Raw genomic sequence first — 19,303 nt, forward strand, 5'->3', positions numbered from 1 at the left:
CCGGCCGCCGAATCGATACCCAGACCATCGAACCCACCTCGGGCCGCCATGCCCTCGTCCTCGACGTGGGCGAGTACCCCCAGGGGGTCTACATCGCCCGCCTGGCGGGAGAAGGCGCGAGCGAGACGAGGCGGTTCGTGATCTCGCGCTAAACGTAAACGCACGAAATGCTTCCGACGGGGCCAAAGACCCGCCCCTCCGGGGATGCGCCATGCATCGCTGAGATACCCGCAGGGCCTATGTTATCGGCGGTTGGGTGCGGATCGGTGTTGTCGTACGAACGGCGGCGGGATCAGAGACCCCGCCCTCCAGGGCTGTCGATTTGCGGGGCGGCGGGGACGCCAGTCCCCGCCCTACAGGGCTGTCGATTAACGAAGGGGGGCGGGGGATTCATCCCACGCCCCCGCCGCGGCATAACGCGCTTCATCACTACCAATAAACGCTTGACGCCACGGGCCGCCCTGATATAACCTAGCTCCTCCGCCCGCCCCTTCAACGCCACACTCCCTCACCGGAGACGGCTTGTCAAGGCGGCGGGGGTTTGCTAAAATAGCGAGCCATACAAGTAACCGGTACCCGGGCCTATAGCTCAGTTGCGGTTAGAGCGCACGCCTGATAAGCGTGAGGTCACTGGTTCAACTCCAGTTAGGCCCACCACTCCACATTCCAGCACTCATACGCAAAAACGGGAGGACGCCGGTGGCCGAGGTCAAGAAGAACCCACCCTACAAGACCCTCTTCTTCATCTCCCTGGGTGTCACGCTGGTGTCGATCGCCCTGGCTCTGCTAACGGGCTGGGGTATCGGCTGGATCGCCCTGGCCATGCTCGGCGCCATTTTCACCTTCATCATGTTGGGCAAACTGCCCAGCCGCACGGACCGTCCCGCCCCCTCCCGCGGCCGGACGATCCTCTTCGGCGTCATCGGCATCCTGATCCTGGTCGCCCTCGTCGGCCTGTTGATGCCCGAGAGTTTCCTGCAGACGTCCCTGTTCATCGCCTTCTGCACCGTACTCGGCGTCGGCGTGATGCTGCTCAACACTTGGATGGCCAAGAACGAGAGCGCCTCGACTATCGGCGGCTGGTTCATGGCCGTGATCATGGCCGGGGTGTTCATCTTCATCTTCGTCGGCGGCGGCCTGATCCAGACCGCAGTCAACCTCGAGATCGAGCGCAAGCTCGAACCCAAGGTGACCCAGGTCGAGGGCGCCCAACCCCAGGGCAGCGCCTTGGTAGCCGAAATCAAGAGCTTCAGCGATGAGCAGATCGTTCTGCGCCCCGGCGACACCATGGCCATGGTCGCCGATGCCTCGGGGATCGAGGTCGGTTACCCCGTGACCATCGGCACCGTCACCGACGCCGAGGGCAACGTCTACCCCAGCCCCCACGCCGAAGAGGTCACCGTCACCGCCGTGGACTCCGCCGCCAAGACCTTCAACTGGCAGGAGCCGATCAAGCACTACCATCTCTCCGGCGAGTACATCATCAAGAGCCGGCCCAACATCGTCGGCATCATCGGCGTGATCGCCACCCTGATCATCGTCATCGCCGGTAAGTTCCGCCTGCCCGAATGGCTCAAGAGCATCATCGGCTGGGTGCTGGCCTTCGCCTTCCTGCTGGCCTTCATCTACCTGGCCGTGGTGCTGATCGCCGAGGGCGGTACGGCGATCATCCTCGGCGCCGGAGCGATCCTGGCCATCGTCATCGCCGTGCTGGCCTGGCTGCGCGACCGTGCCGTGGCCAAGGAGATGAACCTCTAGCCCGGAGGCCGGAGCTCAGTTTTACCGTCAATAAACAACGGTCCCCCAGGGGGGCCGTTGTTTTATCTTCCAACGAGGGAGCGCACCGGCGGTCCCTTATTGGTAATCCAGCGGCCTCTCGGGGGTGGCGTCCGGTTCTCGGCGCCCGGTCAGCTTGTTCAGCGCCGGCGGTAAAACATAACCGGGAGGCTGGAGCCTCCCGGTAGCAGATGACGTAACCGATCCTAGAATGTAGCCTTCATGGCGCCCCAGCTCAGGCTGTCTGTCCCTTCGTCAGAGAAATCGTCTCACATCACGTACCCTCGGGCGTCGTCCTCCCAGTAGTCCTCGATCTCCTCGATATCGACGGTGTCCGGATACTCACCGTCCATCTCGCCCTCGGCGCTCGCGCTCCAGTCGCAGTTCTTGGCGTAAACGTCCGCACTGGACATGTTGACGAAGTCGAAGCTGTCAGCATCGGCGAAATCGTTGCCCCCGCTGGAGGATTGATCGCCGCCGCCGAAGTCGGGCTCGCATCCCGCACCCACGTAGGCGCCGATGTCGTTGCCGGTCAGATCGCAGTTCTCGATCGTGTAATCGCCGGCGGCGTTGATGAGCAGGCCCGTGGCGGTATTGCCGCTGAGGTTGCAGGCGCTGATCTGGACGCTCTGCGCCGCCGGACGGGGTTCGACGGTGATTGCTCGCGGGGCGGCGTCGCCGCTGTGCAGCGCCGGGTTTCCCGCGGGGCCGCCGGTCGGCTGGGCGCCGAACAGAAGACCGTTCGCCGCGTTGCCGGTGCAGTCGACGCTATCTACAATAAGGTCAGTGCTGGTCGTGCTGTTGAACCATAGACCGTTAGCGTCGTTGTTCCTGAAGGCCGACGCGCTGACGGAATGAACCGCGGCGTTATCCTTGACCAACAAACCGTTTTCCTGGTTTTCGTCAGCGACCAGCTCCACGACGGTCGCTGAGCTGTCATCCTCCAGCAGGAGCCCGTTTTCATTGTCGCTCAGGGTATCGCCTTCGATCGTCAGCTCGGCCGTATCACGCAAGCGAATCCCGTTACCGGTATTGTCGTGGATGTCGTTGTCGCTGTAGCTGGGAGCACAGGCCCCCTCGACGATGACACCGCCGGTTCCGTTATCATGGATGTCGCAGTCGGCGACACTGGAGGTGTCGGGAAAACTGGTGTCGTGATGATGGAGGCCCGCATTGGTGTTGTAGCTGATCACGCAGTTGTTGATCACCGCGGCGCTGCCGTTGCAGATGATGCCGGTATCGTCGTACGTGATTTGGCAATCCTGGATGGTTGGAACGGAATTGACGGCTTCGTTTATCTCGATACCGTAGCCCTGGTAAACCTCGCAATTATCCAGGACGTAACCCCCGGCGGCGCAAGCGGTGTCTTCGATAATGACCCCGCCGTATTGGATGGTAAATCCGCTGAGCGTGACATCCCCTCCGGGCGCGTTCATGTAAACCCAACTGTCAATAACTGCGTTACCGCCCATTGCCTGAATGAGAACGGATTCTGTATCGTTGAGCGTCAGTGAAGGATAATTTCCATCTGCGCAGTTGATAGTGTCACTGGGTCCCGCGACTGCCAGAGCTTCGTCGATGTAGCGGAAAGGATTACCGGGGGTACCGTCGCCACCCGGTGGAGCCTGGGGGTCCACGTACCAGTCGGTCGCCGCAGCCCCCAACACCAAACAAACTAAATATAAGATAATCAGCATACGTTTCATCTTGCCGTCCTCCCTTTTTTATGTCTACGGCGGTAACAGGATAACGTCACCTACTTGTCAGGCAATCTGCTCCACCAATCTGCTCCACCAATCTGCTCCACCGGAATGTTACACCAGACCGGCCACATTAGAATATACTGTCTTTGTAGCCAAATTGCAAGCACCCGCCGCTGCAGCGTCGTCTCAGCCTCTTTCCTGCATAGCCCTAGAAGTAATAATTGATCCCGACGCCGAAGGTCAGCCGGGCCCCGCCGAAGATCCGCCCGTTCACCTCGATCCCCTCGTCGTCGACGTTGGTGTACTCGTTGATGAAATCACCACGGAAAAAGGTCAGCGAGCCGTCCAGGGCCAGATGGTCCGTCAGCAGGTACTCGACGCCGCCGCCGACGCTGAGGGCCGGACCGCCGCCGTCGAGCTCCCGCTCCCCCGCCGCGGCCGCCTCGTCGCTGAACGAGGCATGGGTGTAACCCACCAGCAGCTCGCCGTAGGGGCACCAGGAGGCCTCGAGCTGGTAGAACGCCCGCAAGCCCCCCAGAATGTAAAGAGAACTCAAGCGGTTGACCGCCGCCGTGCCGCCGTCGGTATACTCCAGACTCGATCCGCCCCAGCCGAAATCGCCCACCAGGTAGAAACCCCACCGGTAGGGATGGAAACGGTGGTCGATCCAAGTCAACTCAGGATTCTCCGGGTCCAGCAGGTAGCGCTGCTCCGACTCCGCGCCCAGGGGATAGAAAAAACGACCGTCGACGCCGAAGCTCCCGCCGGGGGTGAAATCGCTCAAGCCGCCACCCTCGTCGGGCGCCGCCCACAACGGGAAACCCAATGTCACCTGCAACCCCAGGCCGTAGTCGTCGTCGCGGATAATGTAAGGGGCGTAGGTGCTGAAGACGCCGACCTCGCCGGTCTCCGGATGCTCCATCCGCTCCATCGATTCGACGCGGTAAACGCTCAGGGCGCCGGCGGCGCCGCTGAGAAAGACTAGACAGGCGATCGTCGCCGTGATGCGCTCTCTCATGGCTTCTCCTCCCGGAAGAGCTCGATGATAATGCCGAACTGATACCCTCCACGACGGATAGTCTAGCAAGCCGCCGGTGTTTTGTCAGGCGCCGCGGGCCTCGCCCCGGCGACCTTGGAAAAACCCGGCGGATCGACGGTCGGCAATCGATGGTCGGCGACCTGCGGTTCCGGCGCGGCGGAGAACGGCGCCACGGCGGGTTCGACAGGGGGTTTTTCAAAGGTCGCCGGTTCGGCGGGCGACGTACCGTGTCGGCGACGACGGTCTTGACAATAACCGATGGGCATGGAACCCTTGAGCGCGTCAAGGAGATCAACAGGTCCGGGGAGGCCCGATGCGCGTATTGGTGGTAGGCGGAACGATCTTCGTCGGTCGTGCGGTGGTGGAGGAGCTGCTCGCCCAGGGTCACGAGGTGACGGTGTTCCACCGCGGCAAACACGAACAACCCTTCGGCGACCGAGTACAGGAGCTGTTGGGCGATCGGCGGGCCTACGACGGTCTCGGCGGCATCTTCGCCGGCCGGACCTTCGACGCCTGCATCGATACCTGCGGCTACGTGCCCGAGGAGGTCAAGGCGCTGCTGGACGCCCTCGAGGGTGTCACGGAGCGTTACCTGTTCTGCAGCACCTGTTCGGTCTACGACTACGACCGTCTGAGCGAGATGCCCCTCAACGAGGAGGCGCCGCTGGTCGAGGAGCCGCCGGAGTCGGACAAGCCCGGCGCCGACTACGGCTACCAGAAGGTGCGTTGCGAGCGCGAGGCCCTCGGCCGGGAGCGCTTCGAGACTACGATCATCCGGCCCTCCTACATCCTGGGACCCCACGAGCCCTACTACCGGGAGCCCTACTTCTTCGAGCGCGCCGAGGCCGGCCGGCCGGTCTACCTGCCCCAGGGCGGCTGCAACGTCTTCAACTTCGGCGATGTGCGCGATCTGGCCAGGGTTTTCGTCCGGGCGATCGACGAGGTGATGACCTGCGGCCGGGCCTACCACGTCTCCGGTCCGGCGGTGACCCTGCGGCACTTGACGGAAACGGCGCTGCGCGCCGCCGGCGTAGCGCAGCCGGAGATCATCGGCTACGATACCGGTCTGCTGCGCGAGGTAACCAAGGACGGTTGGTCCGGCGAACAACGGCCGCAGCCGTTTCCCTTCACCTGGACGGCCAGCCTGGTGCTGGATATGAGTCGGGCGATGGCCAACCTGGAATGGCGGCCGGCGCCGAGCCTGGCGCAAACCCTCGAGGATGCCTACGGTTGGTGGTTGGAGGCCGGACGGCCCAACGCCCGGGCCGACTGGCGTCTGGACGAGGGGCTGGCCGAGCTGCTCGCCGCCGGGGATGGGGCCTGAGCCATGACCGTGGAACTGGAAAAGCGCGCGGCGCACAAGCGCACCGCTCTGCTGTTGGCGCTCTGTCTGGCGGTTTTCGCCGCCCTTTGGGTGGTCTACGCCGCGGCCTTCTTCTGGAACTCCATCGACGACGCCTACATTACCCTGCGCTACGCCGAGAATTGGGCCGCCGGTCACGGCCCGGTCTACAACGTCGGCGAGCCCGTCGAGGGTTACACCAATTTCGGCTGGCTGACCCCGCTGACCCTGTTGGTCTGGCTGGGGATCCCAGCTCCCCTGGCGGCCAAGGCCCTGGCGGGATTGTGCGGCGCGGCGACGCTGCTGGTCGGTTATCTGCTGGGGCGGCGTTTGGGTGGCCGGGAGCGCAGCGGCCTGCTGGTCGCCGCCCTGCTGGCCGTCGACGGCAGCCTGATCTACTGGTCGACGGCGGGACTGGAGGGCCCGGCCCTGGCCCTCTGCCTGAGCGGGGCCTTTTACCTCTACCTGGGGGAGGCCGGTGCCGACGGTCAGGCCCGGCGGCGCGAGCTGTTGTTCGCCGGTCTGCTGTTCGGTTACGCTTTCCTGCTGCGGCCCGACGCCGCCCTGTTCGGCGCGGCGGCCCTGGCCGGTCTCTGGCGCCGGGGGCCGGACCGCAAACGCTGGCCGCTGTTCGCCCTGGCGTTGGTGCTGCTGCCGATGCTGCAGACGGCCTTCCGGTTAATCTACTACGGCGAGTGGCTGCCCAACACCTTCCACGCCAAGGCCGCCCTCAACGGCCGTTTGCTGTGGCGCGGCGTCGTCTTTCTGGGGCGCTTCCTGCTCAGCCACCTGCCCGTGATTCTGGCGGCCCTGTTCTACCCCTGGCGGGAGAAGGGCCGGCGGGTCCTGCCCCTGGTCGGCGGCGTGGTCCTCTACTGGCTGTACCTGGCGCTGATCGGCGGCGACTGGATGGCCCACCGGCTGTTCGTGCCCACCCTGCCGCTGCTGGCCGTGTTGGCCGCCGGCGGCCTGGAGCGTACGGCGGCCTTCGAGGGGCGGCGGCGTTGGCGCCCGGCCCTGGTCGTCGGTGCGGCCCTCGTCGCCCAGGCGACGCTGACCACCCTGCGCGGCGAGCTGGTCGAGAACGTTTTCCAGTGGCGCCACAACGAGGTCTATCATCACAACATCGGCCGTTGGCTGGCCGAGGTCGCCCGTCCCGGCGACACCCTGGCCGTGACCCCGGCGGGCACCGTGCCCTATCTGACCGGGCTCTACACCATCGACATGCTGGGGCTGACCGATCCGCTGATCGCCCGTGAGGGCCGCAGCATCGCCGGTTACGGCGTCCCCGGTCACGAGCGCTTCGACAACGACTACGTCCTGGCCCGGCGGCCGACCTGGATCATGCTCAATCTGTTGCCTCCCCAGTTGGAAGCGGGCAAGCGCAACCAGCTCGAAAACGAGGCCGACCTGCTGCGCCGCCCCGGGTTCTGGCGCGAGTACACCCTCATCAACCCGCCGGTTCAGGGCAACTGCCTGTTCCACCGCCGCGACGACCACGCCGGCCTGGCCGCCCTGCCGCCACGGAGCTGGCGCTCGGGTTGGAACTACGTTTGGCCCCGGGTTGCTGGCCCCGTCGAGCTTCCCCCGCCCCCTCCCCCGCCGCGATGACGCAAACCCCCCATCAGCGCCGCACCCTGGCGTTCCTCGCCCTCGCCCTGCTCGCCACCGGCCTGGCCCTGTGGTACGCCGCGCAGTTCCACTGGAACTCCGCCGACGACGCCTACATGTTCCTGCGTTACGCCCGACACTGGCTGCAGGGTCACGGGCCGACCTACAACCTCGAGCGCCACGTCGAGGGCTACACCAGCTTTGGCTGGATGGCCCTCTCGACCGCCCTGATGGGCCTCGGCGTCGCCGGACCGCTGGCGCTCAAGCTGCTGGCCGGCGTCAGCGGCCTGCTGACCCTGCTGCTGCTCTGGCGCTGGGGCGAGGGGCTGGACGACGAGGCGGATTCCGCGCGCGGCTGGGCGGGCGTGCTGGCCGCCGGGCTGGCGGCCCTCAACGGCAGCTTCAACTTCTGGCACCTCACCGGGGCGATGGCCGTCATCGGGGCCGCGGCGGCGCTGACCGGGGCCTGGCTGCTGCTCTACTCCCGCCGGCGGACCGACTACACTCCGTCCCGTCTGGCGGCCCTGGGCGCCCTGTTCGCCCTGGCCGTCCTGCTGCGGCCGGAGTGCGCCCTGTTCGCCGCCCTGGCCGGACTGTACCTCCTGCTCGGCCCCGCGGGGCGCTGGCGCCGCCTGCTGTGGTTCGCCCTGCCCCTCGTCGTCATCGTCGGCGGCCACCAGACCTTCCGGCTGTTGTTCTACGGCGAGTGGCTGCCCAACACCTTCTACGCCAAGACCGGCCTCGATGCCCGCCTGCTGAGCCGGGGCCTGGGCGAGCTGGGGAACTTCCTCGCCGTCAACGCCCCCCTCGTTCTCGGCGCCCTGCTGGTCGACTGGCGCGAGCGCTGGCGCCGGTTGTGGCCCCTGCCCGTCGGCCTGGTCCTCTACTGGCTCTACCTGGTGACCGTCGGCGGCGACTGGATGGTCTTCCGCCTGCACCTGCCGGTGCTGCCGATACTGGCCCTGCTAGCCGCCCTGGGCTACCGGCGCGCGCTGGCCAAACTCAAGCGCCCCCTGGGTCGCCGGCTCATCCTCATTGTGCTGGCGGCCGCCGTCTTCGTCCCCACCTTCCTGTTCGCCGAGCCCCGGATCGTGCGCTCCGACCGTCGTCACTACTCCGTCCACCTGCACAACACCGCCGACTACCTCGACGACCACGCCGCCCCCGCGGCCCTGATCGCCCTGACCTCCTCCGGCGCGATCCCCTTCTTCACCGACCGACCGATCGTCGACCTCGTCGGCATCGCCGACCACCACATCGCCCACGACGGTGTCTCCCTGGCCGGCGTCGGCCTTCCCGGACACGAGCGCTACGACAACGACTACGCCCTGGCCCGGGAGCCGGACTGGTTCGTCCTCAACCCCTACCCCGCCGAGGTCAAGCTCGGCATCCGCCCCCGGCTGATCCACGAGGCCGACCTGCTGCGCCGGCCCGCCTTCTGGCGCGACTACCACTTCGTCGAGCCCGCCGACACCCTGACCATCAGCCTGTTCCACCGCCGCGACGATCGCGCCGGCCTGGCCCTGCTCGACGAGGAGGACTGGCGGCCCTGGTGGAATTTCATCGGGCCCCTGGTCGACGAGCCGCCGCCGCTGCCCCCCCCGCCGCGCTGAGTGAACTGCTCATCCGTCCCACCGTGTCTTGGGTTTGACGCCAAGTTAACGGAGCACCCTAACCCTCCCCCCAACGGGGGGAGGGTTAGGGTCAACTACAATCGCGGCGGCCCCCGGGGTCATCCTCCCTCGGCTCGCTCCCGCGGGGGTTCCGCCAAGGCCCCGCTCCGGAGCGGCAGGCACACGCTGGAACACCCCGGCTCCACCGCCAATGGGGGATCGCCCCAACAATAACGGCCGGGTCGCGCGACCCGGCCGTTTCATCAGACGCTTGCCCCGGCTAGAAGGACAGCGCGGCGCCCAACTCGACGACGGTGTGGTAATCCTCGTGCAACTCATCGTCGGGCGAATCCGTCGTCCAACCCTCCGGATGCTGGATGGTGTAATCGAAGCGTACCCCGCCCCAGAGATGGGCCGGGCCAAGGTCGGTGAACAACCGTCCCTCCAGACCACCCAGAGCCCAAAAGGTCTCGCGCTCGGGATCGAGATCGCTGTAGGCCAACGGCTCGGGGAAGAGTTCGGCCCGCGGGTGGACGCCGCGGTAGCCGTTCTCGCTGAGGTAGAAATCACCGTCGAGGGACCAGAAGCTTCCGCCGACGCCCATTTGAGCGTACAGCCCCAGCCCCTCGTCGTTTTCCCCCCGGCTGGCCAGGGCGCCGGCGCCCAGCCCGAAGGAGAGCAACGGTGATTCGACCGAGAGCCGGGCTCCGAAGGCGAAGTTGAGCAGCTCGTCCTTGCGCACGCCGTCGGGGGGTGAGTACTCGGCGTAGTCCGCCGTATCGTAGCCCCCGGCGTGGCGGTAGGCCATGACGAGGGGCAGGCTCAGCCCCGGGAAAAGGACGTACTCGAAGGCGCCCGACGCGATGAACGTTTCCTTGGTGTCTTCGCCGACCCGGCTGATGCGCGCCGCCCAGAGTTCCATCGTGATCCAATCGAGGTCGGCGTCGAAGCTCAGCCCGGCGGGGGGCTGCTCGTAGGGGGCGATGTAGACCGTCGCCGGGTGGGGCGTCGGCGACAGATGGCCGCAGTCCAGCCCACCCCAAGCGAAATCGACCCTCAGCCGCAGCCGGGGGTGCAGCTTGAAGGAATCCCAGTCGGCGCTGAAAGCATCGAGGGAGTCGGCGATGTCGTGCTCCAGCTCCAGCCCGGCCTCCAGCCCACAGGCTTCTAATCCGCTGACCTCGAACTCCCAGCGCGCCCCCAGCTCGAATGTCTGCCGCAGGTGGCTGCGTTCGTCGGAGCGCGCCACCGGCGGGTCAGTGTACTCCGTGTTGTGGAAGAGGAAGGCGTAGTCGCCGTAGAGCCGGGGAACCCAATCCGTCGACTCCTCGAGCTCTGCGACCTCCCGGGCCAAAGCGGCCAGCGGCAGCAACAGCAAGGCCAGCCTTCTCACAGCGGCTCCCCCTCCAGGCTCAGCGGCGACGAAGCGACGATTCGCACCCGCAGATAGCAACCCAGCGGCGCCCGGGCCTCGCGGGGCAGCTTGACCAGCTTGTTCGTCCTGGTCCGGCCGAAGGGCCGCCCGCGCTTGTCCTGGCCCTCGACGGCCACCTCGAGCTCGACGCCCGGCAAAGCGGCGTTGTTTCTGCGCGCCGAGGCCTCGATCACCGCCATCACCTCCTCCAGCCGGGACTGCTTGACGGCCGCGGGCACGTCGTCCTCCAACTCCGCCGCCCGCGTCCCCGCCCGGGGCGAGTACTTGAAGGTGAAGGCGTTGTCGAACCCCGCCCACTCCAGCAGCTCGATCGTCCGCCGGTGGTCGGCCGCCGTCTCGCCGGGGAAGCCGACGATGACGTCCGTGGTCAGCGCCAGCCCCGGGATCCGCTCCCGCGCCGCCGCCACCAACTCCCGGTAGCGGTCGGCCGAATAGCCCCGCCCCATCCGCTCCAGCACCGCGTCCGAACCCGACTGCAGCGGCAGATGAATGTGCTCGCAGACCGCCGGCTGATCGGCGATAACCTCGAAAATGCCGGAGGAAAAATCCCTCGGGTGACTGCTGATGAAGCGCAGCCGCCGCAGGTTGGCCGACCGCGCCGCCTCCCGCAGCAGGCGGACGAAATCCCAGTCCCCGTGACGGTAGGCGTTGACGTTCTGCCCCAGCAGGGTCAGCTCGCAGTAACCCCGGGCGATCAGCGAGCGCACTTCACTGAGAATATCCCCCGGCGCCCGGCTGCGCAGCCGACCCCGCAGGTAGGGTACGATGCAGTAGGCGCAGAAGTTGTCGCAGCCCTCCGTGATCGTGACGAAGGCCGCCCGCGGGCCGACGGCCGGATGGGGCAAACGCCGGTCACGCTGGGCCTCGTAGGACGCAAAGCCCCGCGCCGGGGCCAGATCGACGACGAAATCCCCCGCCGTCAGCCCCTCGACCAGCTCCGGCAACCGCTCCACCGCCCCCGGTCCCGCCACCAGGTTCAGCCCCGGCAGACGCTTCTTCACACCCTTGCCCAGATGCCGGCCCAGGCAGCCCGTCAATCCCAACAGCAGCTCGGGGTTTTTTCTGCGCAGGCCCGAGAGCTGACCCAGGCGGCCCAGGGCCCGTTCCTGGGCCTTGGCCCGGACGCTGCAGGCGCAGAGCAGGATCAGGTCGGCGCGGGCGGGATCGTCGACCAGCTCCCAACCGCGGGCGGTAAGCGAAGCGGCGAGACGCTCGGCGTCCCGCTCGTTCATCTGGCAACCCTGGGATTCTAGGTAGAGGTTCATTTAATAAGGAATATCGTCTTTATTATCTTCACCATGCAATCTTATTTCAAAATCTTGTGTCCGTTTTGGTTGTATAAATGCATATTCAAATAATGCAATTAGTGTATGAATTAAATACTTAGCTTGTTCAATTGTTACACTATAAACATCATCTAAAAACACTGATTTGCCATGAGCTGCCGTATTTCCATATTCACGAACATGATTAAGTGCTTGAATAAGATAATCAGGCAAATCCTTCCTTTCAAGAAACTCCTTGATATCTTTTTTTAAGTTTCCTTTTTTATTTGAAATTCTCTATTTATAATAAGTTGTAAAATTATTCTGGATAGCACAGCACTGGCATCAGAGCTGATATTTATAATTGCGTTTGCTCTTTTTATCTCGTTCGCATAAAGAGTTGGCACATATTTGCTAACTGATAATTCTGCAAATAGTGGATAAATAATATCGTTATAATTATCATCAAAATCCCAGTACCCTTCTCCAGAACTACTGTCTATATAATATATACCTGATTTTCTTTCGATAATTCTTTCTTTACAGCTAGGACAAATATAGAACGATACTTGGTTTCCAGTACAACCACCGTATCGGACACATAGATCTTCTAGATCATAGTCTAAGTCAATATTTCTTCCAAATGGTAAACCAATTTCTTTTTGTAGAATGGGGTGTATCACTTTTCCACAATATGGACACTCCACCTTTACCCCCTTTAATCAATATATTATGACTCCCACCGCCTCCAGCAGGCTCGTCTCGTCGGCCACGCCCTTGCCCGCGATGTCGAAGGCCGTCCCGTGGCTGGGACTGGTCCGGGGAAAGGGCAATCCTAAGGTTACATTGACGGCATGGGTGAAGTCCAGGGTCTTGACCGGAATAAGGCCCTGGTCATGGTAGAGGGCGACGACGCCGTCGTAGCGCCGGCGGGCGCGGGCGGTGAAGAGGGTGTCGGCGGCTCGGGGGCCGGTGATGTCGATGCCGAGCGAGCGCAGCTCGACGGCGGCGGGCAGGACGATCTCGGCGTCCTCGCGGCCGATGACTCCGCCGTCGCCGGCGTGGGGGTTGAGCCCGCAGAGGGCCAGGCGTGGGGGATGTTCGAGGCGGCGGGCCAGCCAGTCGGCCAGCAGGCGGGCGGTGTGGACGATGCGTTGGGGGGTCAGTCGCCGGGGGATATCGACGAGGGGGATGTGGGTGGTGGCGAGGGCGACGTTGAGTTGGGGCGAGGCGAAGGCCATGACCTCGGAGCCGGCTCTGCCGCAGGATTCGGCGAGGAAGGCGGTGTGTCCGGCGTAGGGGACGCCGGCGGCCAGCCAGGCTTCCTTGTTGATGGGTCCGGTGACGAGGGCGTCGGCGACGCGGGCCAGGCAGAGCTCGACGGCGGCGCGGACCCAGCAGAAGGAGGCCCGTCCGGCCCGGGCGGAGATGGTGCCCCAGTCGGGTTCGAGGTCGGTGTGGTTGAGGACGAGGACGGGGATGCGGCGGGTGGTGGGTGCGGCGTCGGCGAGATTGTAGAGGCTGTAGGGTTCGACGGGTGAGTTCAGCAGGCGGGCGGCGGCGCGCAGGGCGGCCTCGCCGCCGCAGACCACCGGGCGACACCCGGCGGCGATACGCTCCCAGGCCTTGATCAGGCACTCGGGACCGACGCCGTTGGGGTCGCCCGGAGTCAGCAGCACCACTGGGCGTGAGGGGTTCACATCGGTTAGGGGATGGTGACCCAGGAGCGATTGAAGCGTCCGTGGTTGGTGAAGCCCATCCGGCCGTAGAGGTCGATGAGGTTCTTGGCCTTGACGGGGGAGTCGACGGTGACGAGGTCGGCCTGACGGGAGAGCTCGTCGAGGACCTTGCCGAGGACCTGTCCACCGAAGCCGCGGCCCTGGTATTCGGGGTGGATGACGACCTGGTCGAGGCAGGCGACGCGCTGGTCGGGGTTGACGACGCGGGTGCCGGCCATGGCGACGAGCTGCTCGTCGAGGTAGATCCCGGCGAAGGGGTAGGCGAGCTGCTCGGGGTTGAACTCGACGCCCTCGAAGTTGGCCATCAGGGCGTTGATGTGCTCGATGTCCTGCTGGCTGAGTTTGTCGGCGACGCCGACGTCGAAGGACTTGTCGGTCAGGTCGATCTTCATCCGCAGCATGCGCTTGAGCTCGACGACGTTGGTATCGGAGGGGAAGATCTCCTCGGGCTCCATGCTGAAGACGGCGAGATAGTCGCCGTGGGGCAGCATGCCGAGGATCAACCTCAGGGCGCCGATACCGCCGCTGCAGAACAGGTAGGGCGGCTGGACGGCCTCGTAGACCATGACCACGTTGGGGCCGTTGAGATAGTAGCGCGAGAGGGGGAAGTGGAGGTCGTTGAGGTTGCCGAGGGCCTCGGCGGCCCAGACGCGGTCGGTGTTGAGCTGCTCGGCGATGGCTTCGGGGTCACGGGAGCGGAATTTTTCTAGTTCCATGGGTTTCCTCGGGTTAAAGCTTCGTGGGCTCCACGGCGACGAGGGCCGCGGCGAAACGTTGGTTATCGAAGGGTTCCAGATCATCCAGCGCCTCGCCGGTGCCGATCCAGCGGACGGGGAGGCGGGTTTCAGCGCAGACGGCGACGACGACGCCGCCCCGGGCCGAGCCGTCGAGCTTGGTCAGGATCAGCTCGTCGGCGAGGTCGAGTTCGAGGAAGGCGCGGGCCTGCTCGAGACCGTTCTGACCGCAGGCGCCGTCGATGACCAGGGCGCCGCGGCTGGGGTGGTCGGGCCCGAGGGCCTTGCCGACGACGCGGCGCAGCTTGGTCAGCTCCTCCATCAGCCGCTTCTTGGAGTGCAGTCGGCCGGCGGTGTCGGCGATGACGAGGTCGACGCCGCGGGCCCGGGCGGCCTCGAGGGCGTCGTAGAGTACGGCGGCGGCGTCACCACCCTCGCCGTGGCGCACCAGGGGGACGCCGACGCGGCGGGCCCAGCTCTCGAGCTGTTCCCCGGCGGCGGCGCGGAAGGTGTCGCAGGCGGCCAGCAGCACCTTGCGGCCGGCGGCCTTGGCGCGCTGAGCCAGCTTGGCCGCCGTGGTGGTCTTGCCCGAGCCGTTGACGCCCAGCAACAGGACGATCTCGGGTGCGGGGCCATCGTAGGGCGGCGGGGACCCGGGCAGTCGCCGGGTGATCAGGCGGGCCAGCTCGACGGCGGGGGCGTCGTGCTCCCGGGCGCCGAGTAGCCGCCGTCCCAGCTCCCCGACCAGCTCCTCGGCCGTCGTCGGACCGACGTCGGCCAGGATCAACTCGTCGGTCAGCTCCTCGGCGGTCTCGTCGTCGAGGGAGCCTTCGATCAAACCGAGGGCGCGACCCAGTCGGCGGCTGGTCCGTCGCAGGGCGTCGAGGAGTCCCATCGTCAGACCGTCCCGCGCTCGCGCAGCTTGTCGGCCAGCTCACCGGCGCGGTTGGAGGCGGCCAGGGCGGTCTCGGCGCTGATCAGTCCGGCCTCGGTCAACTCGAAGAGGGCGCTGTTGAGGGTATACATCCCATGGGCCGCGCCGGACTGGATGGCCGAGTAAAGCTGGTGCTCCTTGCCCTCGCGGATCAGGGAGCGCACGGCCGGGGTGGCGGTCAGCACCTCGGTGGCCAGTACGCGTCCCGGGCCGCCCTTCTGCGCCAGCAGGGCCTGGCTGATGACGGCCTCGAGGCAGAAGGAAAGCTGGATGCGCACCTGGCGGACCTCGTCGGCGGGGAAGGCGTCGATGATCCGGGTGACGGTCTGGGTGGCCGAGTTGGTGTGCAGGGTGGCCAGAGCCAGGTGGCCGGTCTCGGCGACGGTCAGGGCGGCGCGCATCGTCTCCAGATCGCGCATCTCGCCGATCAGGATCACGTCAGGATCCTGGCGTAGGCAGGAGACCACGGCCCGCGGCGTTTCGCGGAAATCCGAGCCCAGCTCGCGCTGGGTGATCAGGGACTTGATCGGCTGGTGGATGAACTCGATCGGATCTTCGATGGTGACGATGTGACAGGAGCGCTCACGGTTGACCTTGTTGAGGAAGGCCGCCAGGGTCGTCGACTTCCCCGAACCCGTCGGGCCGGTGACCAGGACCAGACCCTTGGGTAGATTGGTCAGCGCCGCCACGCTCTTGGGCAGGCCCAGCTCCTCGAGGGAGGGGACCACGGCGGGCACGGCGCGGATGGCGCAGGCCAGGCCGCTTTCGGTGCGGTAGACGTTGATGCGGAAGCGCCCCTGACCCTCGAGCTCGTAGGCCAGGTCGACCTGGCCCTCTTCGTCGAGGCGCGCCCGGGCGCCCGGCGAGGCCGACAGGAAAACCCCGGTGAAGCTGTTGACCGTTTCGCGGCTGAAGGGGTCGAGATTGGTCGGCTTGAGCTGACCGTCGATGCGCATCGACGGCGGGTAGCCGACCACGATGTGCAGGTCGCTGGCCTCCCGGGCCCGGGCGGCCGCCAGCAGTTTCTGAACGAGTTCCATAAGGGTACCGTCGGGGTTTGCCGTGTCGATTGGCGCTTGATAATACAAGGGTCGACGGCGAATCGTCAAGCGGAGCGGGTACGACGCCATGGGTTGTTAATCCCGACCGCGAACCGCCGTTGACAATAACCCCCGTAGGGCGGGTCCGTGGGATGAATCCCTCTGGGCCGTCGCGGCGGGGACGATTGGTAATAGGCTATCGAGCACGGGCTCTCCAGCCTGTGTATGCCGGCCAGCGTCCGGCATACGGTAAGGGCGGGTTTTTAATCCCTCCCCCCGGGCCGTCACGGTTTTTGCATTGACGACGGACCTTCGTCGGTCCGTCGTCGCAATAACCGTGCCGGCCCTGCGTTCTCGGCGGTTCTATCCCGTCTGACGCTATGTAAAACGGGCGGCTGGTGACAGCCGCCCCTGCGGGTTTCTCGACGGTCTACGACGCGCCCCTGTGGGGGCGGGATTGGAATCCCACCCGCATACCCCCGTTAGTAACTACCTCGGTGGGGTGGTCCCCGTTGCGGGCCGCCATGGAATACAAACGGGTGTGGAGCGGCGTTTACGGATGACCGGCGGGAACAGAGTCCCCGCCCTTCAGGGCTGTCGATTATCTGCGTAGAGGAAAAACCCCGGTCTACTTCTTGCCCTTGGGCTTCTTGGGCCGGGGCTTGCGGCGGCGGCCGCCCTTGGCGTACTTCATCCAGTGGGGTTCGGAGCCGCGCTTCTTCTTGTAGCGCCGCTTGGGCTTGCCGGAGCGGGTCAGGGTGCCGTCGATGACCAGGTCCAGGCGCAGCAGCGCCATGTCGACCTTGACCACCTGCACCTTGACCCGGTCGCCGATGCGGTAGGTGTTGCCGGTGCTGTTGCCGACCAGGCGGTCGGGATCCTCCTCGAAGCGGTAGTAGTCGTCTTCGAGCTGGTTGACCGGCACGCGGCCCTCGACGAGCAGGCCGTCGAGTTCGACGAAGAAGCCCTTGGGCAGCACGCCGGTGACCGTGCCGGCGAAGACCTCGCCCAGGTGCTTGGTCAGATACTGCAGCTTCTTGTAGGTGATGCTCTCGCGCTCGGCCTCCTCGGCCAGCTCCTCGGTCTGGGAGGTCTGGAGGGCGATCTCGCCCAGGGCTGTCTTGTCGTAGGGATTTCTCCCGCCGTGGTGCAGGGCGCTGAGCTGGCGGTGGACGACGAGGTCGGCGTAGCGGCGGATGGGGCTGGTGAAATGGGTGTAGCAGCCCGAGGCCAGGCCGAAGTGGCCGATGTTGCGCGGCGAGTAGACGGCCCGGGGCAGGCTGCGCAGCAGCATGTACTTGCACAGCCGCTCGAGGGGTTTTCCTTCGACCATCTTGATCAGGTGCATCATGCCCCGGGGGCTGGACAGATCGCCCTTGAAGTTGACTCCCAGGGTGCGCAGCGAGGCGGCCAGGCGGTCGAGCTTCTTGTCGTCGGGCTTGTCGTGGACCCGGTAGATGGTCGGGCCCTCGGCGTCGGTGAGCAGCTTGGCCACGGCCTCGTTGGCGGCCAGCATGAACTCCTCGATGAGCTGATGGGCGTGGAGGCGCTTCTTGGGTTTGATCTCGAGGGGCTCGCCGGTGTCGGGGTCCAGGGTGATCTGGGCCTCGGGCTGGTCGAGGTCGATGGCCCCGCGCTTGAGGCGCCGCTTGCGCAGGATGCGCGCCAGGTCGTTCATCAGCCGCAGCCGCCGGGTCAGCTCCTCGACCTCCACCGCCGGGGTGCCGTGGGCGAACTCCTGCACGTGGGGGCTGCGCTTGCCCTCGATCAGGTCCTGGGCCAACTCGTACCACAGGCGATGGCGGCTGTTGATCGCCGTGGGCAGGGCCTCGACGCTCTGCGTCCGCCCCTCGGGATCCAGCTCGAGGAAGACGCTGAAGCTGCGTTTGTGTTCCTTAGGCCGCAGTGAACAGATGAAGTTGCTCAGGCGCTCCGGCAACATCGGCAGCACCCGGTCGACCAGGTAGACGCTGTTGCCGCGCAGAAAGGCCTCGTCGTCCAACACCCCGCCGGGCTTGACGTAATGGCTGACGTCGGCGATGTGCACACCCAGCCGCCAGCCGCCGTCCTTGGTCCGCTCCAAGCTGACGGCGTCGTCGAAATCCTTGGCGTCGATGGGGTCGATGGTGACGATGTAGTCCTCGGACAGGTCGCGTCGCCAGCTCCATTCGTCGTCACCGATCTGCGGGTTGATCCCCTCCGCCGCCTCGAGGACGTCCTCGGGGAACTCGTCGGGCAGCTCGTGCCGGCGGACGATGGCCAGGATGTCCACCCCCGGATCGCCCGGGTCTCCCAGCACCTCGATGATCGCCCCGACGGGCACCTCGCGCGGGGCCTCCCAGTCCAGCACCTGGGCCACCACGATCTCGCCGTGCTGGGCCCCGTTCCAGTCCTTGTAGGGCACGACGACGTCGACGTGGATCCGCCGGTCCAGCGGATCGACGAAGCCCACGTTGCCGCGCTGCTTGAACGAACCGACGATCGTCTCCCGGGCCCGCGCCAGCACCCGGATGACCTGGGCCTCCAGGCCCTCGCCCCGCGGGTTGCCCGTCACCCGGCCCACGACGCGGTCGCCGTGGATCGCCGTGCCGAAGTGGCCGCGCCCCACGTAGGCGTCCGTCTGCTGCGGGTCCTCGGGGATGATGAAGGCGAAGCCGCGCTCGTTGCCCTTCAGCCGACCGACGATCAGGTTCATCATCCGCGGCAGGCCGTAGCGGTCCGCCTTGTTGCCGAACAGGCGCCCCTCGAGCTCCAGCTCGTCCAGGGCGTCCTGGACGTCCTCGGGGTTGGCGCCCAGGCCGTCGGCGACCGCCTCGACGGGCAGCGGCTTCTTGCGCTCTTCGATGTACTTGAGGATGCGAGTCTTGAGGATATCGAGCTTGTCGGTGGGCATGGGGGAGGGGGGGAGGGCCGGCGGCGTCCCCGTCCGTCGATCTTGCACGGGCGCGGGGCTAAAAACTGCCCCGGTCGGGGACCCAGGCTCGTTATGGCGTCAGAGGCCTGTACCGGCGGTTGGGGTGGCAGGGAGCGTCAGGCGGGTCGACGGTATCACGCGGGAGAGGTGGGGTCAAG

Annotated in this window: 15 protein-coding genes and 1 tRNA gene; 5 read left to right on the top strand and 11 right to left on the bottom strand. The window is 65.9% G+C overall.

Annotated elements, in window-relative coordinates:
• Positions 1-578 precede the first annotated feature (578 nt).
• A tRNA-Ile gene (locus GF399_11780) sits at positions 579-657 on the top strand.
• Between the two features lie 42 nt (positions 658-699).
• Entirely contained in the window at positions 700-1,758 is a 1,059-nt protein-coding gene (locus GF399_11785; protein MBD3400991.1) for a hypothetical protein, read from the top strand.
• A 287-nt stretch (positions 1,759-2,045) separates the two neighbouring features.
• On the opposite strand, the gene GF399_11790 is transcribed toward GF399_11785, so the two are convergent.
• Together GF399_11790 and GF399_11795 are read right to left on the bottom strand one after the other, a co-directional pair.
• Positions 2,046-3,482: a DUF1565 domain-containing protein gene (locus tag GF399_11790; protein ID MBD3400992.1), complete on the bottom strand. Its 1,437-nt coding sequence runs from the start codon at positions 3,480-3,482 to the stop codon at positions 2,046-2,048.
• Positions 3,483-3,687: 205 nt separating this feature from the next.
• Complete coding sequence (locus GF399_11795) at positions 3,688-4,497, bottom strand: hypothetical protein (GenBank protein MBD3400993.1); 810 nt, start codon at positions 4,495-4,497, stop codon at positions 3,688-3,690.
• 334 nt (positions 4,498-4,831) lie between these two features.
• Here GF399_11795 and GF399_11800 point away from each other — a divergent pair, with 334 nt between their 5' ends.
• From GF399_11800 to GF399_11810, 3 genes are read left to right on the top strand one after another with little or no spacing between them, the layout of a single operon-like run.
• On the top strand, positions 4,832-5,842 hold the full coding sequence (locus GF399_11800; protein ID MBD3400994.1) for an NAD-dependent epimerase/dehydratase family protein: 1,011 nt from the start codon (positions 4,832-4,834) through the stop codon (positions 5,840-5,842).
• Positions 5,843-5,845: 3 nt separating this feature from the next.
• The gene (locus GF399_11805; GenBank protein MBD3400995.1) at positions 5,846-7,471 is read left to right on the top strand and encodes a hypothetical protein; all 1,626 of its coding nucleotides are present in this window, start codon (positions 5,846-5,848) and stop codon (positions 7,469-7,471) included.
• Positions 7,402-9,084, top strand: coding sequence for a hypothetical protein (locus tag GF399_11810; GenBank protein ID MBD3400996.1), 1,683 nt, complete (start codon positions 7,402-7,404; stop codon positions 9,082-9,084). Before GF399_11805 ends, GF399_11810 begins: the two co-directional genes overlap by 70 nt.
• A 280-nt stretch (positions 9,085-9,364) precedes the next feature.
• Here GF399_11810 and GF399_11815 read toward each other — a convergent pair whose 3' ends face one another.
• From GF399_11815 to rnr, 9 genes are all read right to left on the bottom strand, one after another.
• Positions 9,365-10,477 carry a hypothetical protein gene (locus GF399_11815; GenBank protein MBD3400997.1) on the bottom strand — a complete coding sequence of 371 codons (1,113 nt, stop codon included), beginning with the start codon at positions 10,475-10,477 and terminating at the stop codon, positions 9,365-9,367.
• Positions 10,474-11,784, bottom strand: a complete 1,311-nt coding sequence (gene miaB / locus GF399_11820) for a tRNA (N6-isopentenyl adenosine(37)-C2)-methylthiotransferase MiaB (protein MBD3400998.1) — start codon at positions 11,782-11,784, stop codon at positions 10,474-10,476. Before miaB ends, GF399_11815 begins: the two co-directional genes overlap by 4 nt.
• Positions 11,785-12,078, bottom strand: coding sequence for a DUF4145 domain-containing protein (locus tag GF399_11825; GenBank protein ID MBD3400999.1), 294 nt, complete (start codon positions 12,076-12,078; stop codon positions 11,785-11,787). It abuts the gene before it with no gap.
• The gene (locus GF399_11830) at positions 12,054-12,491 is read right to left on the bottom strand and encodes a hypothetical protein (protein ID MBD3401000.1); all 438 of its coding nucleotides are present in this window, start codon (positions 12,489-12,491) and stop codon (positions 12,054-12,056) included. Before GF399_11830 ends, GF399_11825 begins: the two co-directional genes overlap by 25 nt.
• A gap of 15 nt (positions 12,492-12,506) precedes the next feature.
• Positions 12,507-13,508, bottom strand: coding sequence for a 4-hydroxythreonine-4-phosphate dehydrogenase PdxA (gene pdxA, locus GF399_11835; protein MBD3401001.1), 1,002 nt, complete (start codon positions 13,506-13,508; stop codon positions 12,507-12,509).
• A complete protein-coding gene (locus GF399_11840) occupies positions 13,490-14,323 on the bottom strand; it encodes a GNAT family N-acetyltransferase (GenBank protein MBD3401002.1) in 834 nt (277 codons plus the stop codon). Before GF399_11840 ends, pdxA begins: the two co-directional genes overlap by 19 nt.
• Positions 14,253-15,152: a signal recognition particle-docking protein FtsY gene (gene ftsY / locus GF399_11845; protein MBD3401003.1), complete on the bottom strand. Its 900-nt coding sequence runs from the start codon at positions 15,150-15,152 to the stop codon at positions 14,253-14,255. Before ftsY ends, GF399_11840 begins: the two co-directional genes overlap by 71 nt.
• A gap of 2 nt (positions 15,153-15,154) precedes the next feature.
• Complete coding sequence (locus tag GF399_11850; protein MBD3401004.1) at positions 15,155-16,231, bottom strand: PilT/PilU family type 4a pilus ATPase; 1,077 nt, start codon at positions 16,229-16,231, stop codon at positions 15,155-15,157.
• 628 nt (positions 16,232-16,859) lie between these two features.
• Positions 16,860-19,124: a ribonuclease R gene (rnr, locus tag GF399_11855; GenBank protein MBD3401005.1), complete on the bottom strand. Its 2,265-nt coding sequence runs from the start codon at positions 19,122-19,124 to the stop codon at positions 16,860-16,862.
• Positions 19,125-19,303 lie beyond the last annotated feature (179 nt).

This window comes from Candidatus Coatesbacteria bacterium (genome assembly GCA_014728225.1).
Taxonomy (GTDB): Bacteria; RBG-13-66-14; RBG-13-66-14; order RBG-13-66-14; family RBG-13-66-14; genus WJLX01.

Coding starts and splice junctions, on each gene's coding strand:
- GF399_11790 (MBD3400992.1), bottom strand. CDS start 3,482: ATGAAACGTATGCTGATTATCTTATATTTAGTTTGTTTGGTGTTGGGG.
- GF399_11795 (MBD3400993.1), bottom strand. CDS start 4,497: ATGAGAGAGCGCATCACGGCGACGATCGCCTGTCTAGTCTTTCTCAGC.
- GF399_11800 (MBD3400994.1), top strand. CDS start 4,832: ATGCGCGTATTGGTGGTAGGCGGAACGATCTTCGTCGGTCGTGCGGTG.
- GF399_11805 (MBD3400995.1), top strand. CDS start 5,846: ATGACCGTGGAACTGGAAAAGCGCGCGGCGCACAAGCGCACCGCTCTG.
- miaB (MBD3400998.1), bottom strand. CDS start 11,784: ATGAACCTCTACCTAGAATCCCAGGGTTGCCAGATGAACGAGCGGGAC.
- GF399_11840 (MBD3401002.1), bottom strand. CDS start 14,323: ATGATCTGGAACCCTTCGATAACCAACGTTTCGCCGCGGCCCTCGTCG.
- ftsY (MBD3401003.1), bottom strand. CDS start 15,152: ATGGGACTCCTCGACGCCCTGCGACGGACCAGCCGCCGACTGGGTCGC.
- GF399_11850 (MBD3401004.1), bottom strand. CDS start 16,231: ATGGAACTCGTTCAGAAACTGCTGGCGGCCGCCCGGGCCCGGGAGGCC.
- rnr (MBD3401005.1), bottom strand. CDS start 19,124: ATGCCCACCGACAAGCTCGATATCCTCAAGACTCGCATCCTCAAGTAC.